We start from the raw sequence: 3,475 nt of genomic DNA on the forward strand, positions 1-3,475 counted from the left end.
TTCTCCTTAATTTCTGATTTTGGCGCTTTCTTTCAGTGAAAATTACGCTGGATGATTTCTTCTTTTGAGAGCGAACAAATTTCTTCTGCCAAGGAAACGCTCAAAGTCTTGCACAACCGAGGGAGAGAGTTTCCATCTGGAAAGTAAATTTATCCGGACTTACGCACGACGACGCCATCACCTTTGTTTCTTCGTAGATCTCTAGTTTCTCTTCGACGATTTTTCATAGAAACAAAGGCGATCTGCGTCAGCCCTGATTATCTTTTTTATATTATAGTATAACGATTTAGTTAAATAACGCCAGGAAACTGGAAAATAGTTTTTTGTTTTAGCCAGCTAGCCAGAAGCCCCAACCCCGCTTAAAAAGGCGAGATGGGAGTCAAACTTTTTGCACCATAACTTTATGGTAATATAGTAAGATGAAGAAAAATAAGCTGGCGATCGCTAGCTGGATTTGTCTTTGAGGGAAAAGTTATGAATTGCCGAAATCGCGGTCGAAAAGGCCAAACATCTCGCTTCTATCGTTGGGGTGCAGCAGGCTTGTGTGGTGTGGCGATCGCTACCAATGCAAATGCAGTTACCAACACCACGCTAGATGCCAGAACAAAACAGGCAATGATCGAAGCCATTAACGACGAATATCGCGCCAGAGCATTTTATACGGCTGTAATCGAGAAGTTTGGGGAGGTGCGTCCTTTTAGCAACATCGTTGGCTCTGAAGATCGGCACGTTCAACTTTGGAATTCTCTATTTAATAAATACGGTTTACCAATTCCAGAAGATACTTTTGCCGGAAAAATTCAAGCTCCTGAGACTTTGCCAGCTGCCTGCCGCATGGGAGTGGAAGCAGAAATTGCTAACGTCAAAATGTACGATGATTTTCTCACTTTTATCCAGGAGCCTGACTTGAGATCTGCTTTTATTCAACTCCGGCAAGTTTCCCAAAATAACCATTTACGAGCTTTTCAACGTTGTGCTAATTAACGCAATTAGCATTAACAGGACTTACGCAAAGAAACCGGGTTTCTCTGAAAAATAGTTGCTTGAGAAACTGAATATCTACGAAGAAACAAAGGTGATGGCCTCAACGTGCGTAAGTCCTAATTAATTAGCCAAAAAATTAACTTCCACATTCCAAGAAACGCATTGCTTGGTCAGTAGTTAGGAAAATATGGTCTTTTCCTAATTGCTCTACAAAGCCAATTTTTAACAGGTTATCCATCACCGGGCCTTTGACTTCAGACATATAGAATTGAATCCCCCTAGTCTTTAAGTCAACAATCAAATTTTTGATTGTTTCCAAAGCACTGCCATCAATTGAATTAACCGCACTACAGACCAATACTAAATATTTTACCTCTGGACGCTCGGTGACTGCTTGGAGTAAGTATTCTTCCAGATATTTAGTATTGACAAAGTAGAGGCTGGCATCAACGCGGACAGCCAAAACGTGAGGACAAGTTTTAACATTGTGGCGCAGGACATTGCGAAAATGCTCGGTTTCTCCCACTCTACCCACAACGGCGATGTGCGGTTTGCTCGTGCGCCACAGGTGTAATAAAATTGACACGGCAGCACCTATTAAAATGCCTTTCTCGACGCTGGTTAGGAGGACTGGAAAAAATGCTGCCATCCAAGCGATCGCATCGCCTCGATTGTACGCCCACAAGCGTTGCAGCGTTCCAAAATCTAGGAGATTAGACACTGCGATCGCAATAATCGCCGCTAGACAAGCTTGGGGTAAAAAGTAAAACAACGGCGTGAGAAACATTACGACGAGTGCAATTATTGATGCCGCAACGATCGAAGCTAAAGGGGTATTAGCATTAGCAGAAAAGTTCACGCTCGATCGACTCAGACCTCCGGTAACCGGATATCCTCCGGTCAAAGCTGCACTCAGATTCGCCGCTCCCAAAGCAATGAATTCCTGGTTTGGATCGACCTTTTGCCGTCGTTTACTGGCTAAAAACTTACCGACTGAAAAGGCTTCCATAAAACCGACAAAGCTAATCGCAAACGCAGCAGGAAGCAGCGCCGAAATTGTATTCCCATCCAGAACGGGAAATGTGAGGGAAGGTAAACCTTTAGGGATATCGCCAACAACTTTTACCCCAGAAACTCGCTCCAGGTGCAACAGCCAAACTAGGAGCGAACTGCCAATGACTAGGAGGAGTGGCGCACTTTTAGTCAGCGGCATAATGGCTAACTCATGAAACCCCCATTTATTGAGTTGTTTGCCCACTATTTTGGGGAAATAAACCAATATTAGAATGCTGACAGAACCCAACAAAACCGTCACCCAGTTAATCGCATTTATTCCTTGTACTAGATAAACCAGCAACTGGATAAACGATTCTGTCTGAGGAATTTTCAGTCCTAGTAGATGTTTCACCTGACTAAAACCGATGACAATCGCCGCTGCACTAATAAACCCAGAAATGACTGCTTCACTGAGAAAATTAACCAGCAACCCCAAGCGAAAGATACCCATCAGAATATCGATCGCACCGATCATCAGTGCCAGCAACAATGCCAATCCCAAATATTGCGGGGTGTTTTCCGCAGCAAGGGGAGCAACTGCTGCACCCACCATCAATGAATCTAATGCTACCGGGGCAACCGAAATCAAACGGCTAGTGCCGAGAAAGGCATAAACGATTGGGGGTAAAATACTGGCATATAGTCCGATTTCGGGGGGTAAACCTGCTAATAAAGCATAGGCCATTGCTTGAGGAATTAGGAGAGTACCAACTACAATCCCGGCAGTTAGATCGCCTGCCAAATACTCCCTTTGGTAATGCAAACCCCAATCGAGAATCGGAAAAAAGCGGCTCCAACAAGCTAACCAAGTTTGGTCGTGCGATCGCAAGGCGTCTGTCTTGTTATCCAACATTTCAGTAGCTCAAACTCTTAAAAACTTCTCCAAATCACCTTTGAGATAAACTCTTATATGTCAGCGAACCTGCAATCAACGCCAGCACAAATAAGACTGGATTCCACATGCCTAAAACCAAGGCAGTAATACCTGGACCAGGGCAGTATCCGGAAATTCCCCAACCCACGCCGAAGATCGCCGCCCCAATAACTAGAGGTCGATCGATATCTGTTTTAGTGGGTAAATAAAACTTGTCTGCCCATATTGGATGGGGACGGCGCAGCACAAACCGGAAGGCAATTACCGTCACTCCGACGGCGAAACCCAACACAAATAATAAGGTTGGGTCCCAAACTCCGGTAACATCGAGGAAACCCAGGACGCGATCGCGGTCGATCATCTGCGAAACCCCTAATCCTAAACCAAATAGCAATCCTGCTAATAAAGCGATCCAATTCTCTTTCATCTAAAACCTTACGGGAGATGGGAAACCACCATCTTTTAAGTGGTGGAGGAACATCGACGCGGCATTTTTAAATGCCTAGGACATGCCATAATTAACACAGACACTTTGACCTTTAAAGGCGGGTGAAACTCCCA

At 44.5% G+C, this 3,475-nt stretch carries 3 protein-coding genes; 1 reads left to right on the forward strand and 2 read right to left on the reverse strand.

What is annotated here, in order from left to right:
* Positions 1 to 474: 474 nt before the first annotated feature.
* Positions 475 to 984, forward strand: a complete 510-nt coding sequence (locus ACE1CM_RS47075; protein WP_374886537.1) for a DUF2202 domain-containing protein — start codon at positions 475 to 477, stop codon at positions 982 to 984.
* Between the two features lie 136 nt (positions 985 to 1,120).
* Here the strand turns inward: ACE1CM_RS47075 and ACE1CM_RS47080 are convergent, their stop codons facing one another.
* Together ACE1CM_RS47080 and ACE1CM_RS47085 are read right to left on the reverse strand one after the other, a co-directional pair.
* Positions 1,121 to 2,893: a SulP family inorganic anion transporter gene (locus ACE1CM_RS47080; protein WP_374886538.1), complete on the reverse strand. Its 1,773-nt coding sequence runs from the start codon at positions 2,891 to 2,893 to the stop codon at positions 1,121 to 1,123.
* Between the two features lie 34 nt (positions 2,894 to 2,927).
* The gene (locus tag ACE1CM_RS47085) at positions 2,928 to 3,341 is read right to left on the reverse strand and encodes a DUF6691 family protein (RefSeq protein ID WP_374886539.1); all 414 of its coding nucleotides are present in this window, start codon (positions 3,339 to 3,341) and stop codon (positions 2,928 to 2,930) included.
* Positions 3,342 to 3,475: the final 134 nt, after the last annotated feature.

Origin of the sequence: Microseira sp. BLCC-F43 (genome assembly GCF_041929235.1) — a bacterium.
Lineage (GTDB): Bacteria > Cyanobacteriota > Cyanobacteriia > Cyanobacteriales > Aerosakkonemataceae > Microseira.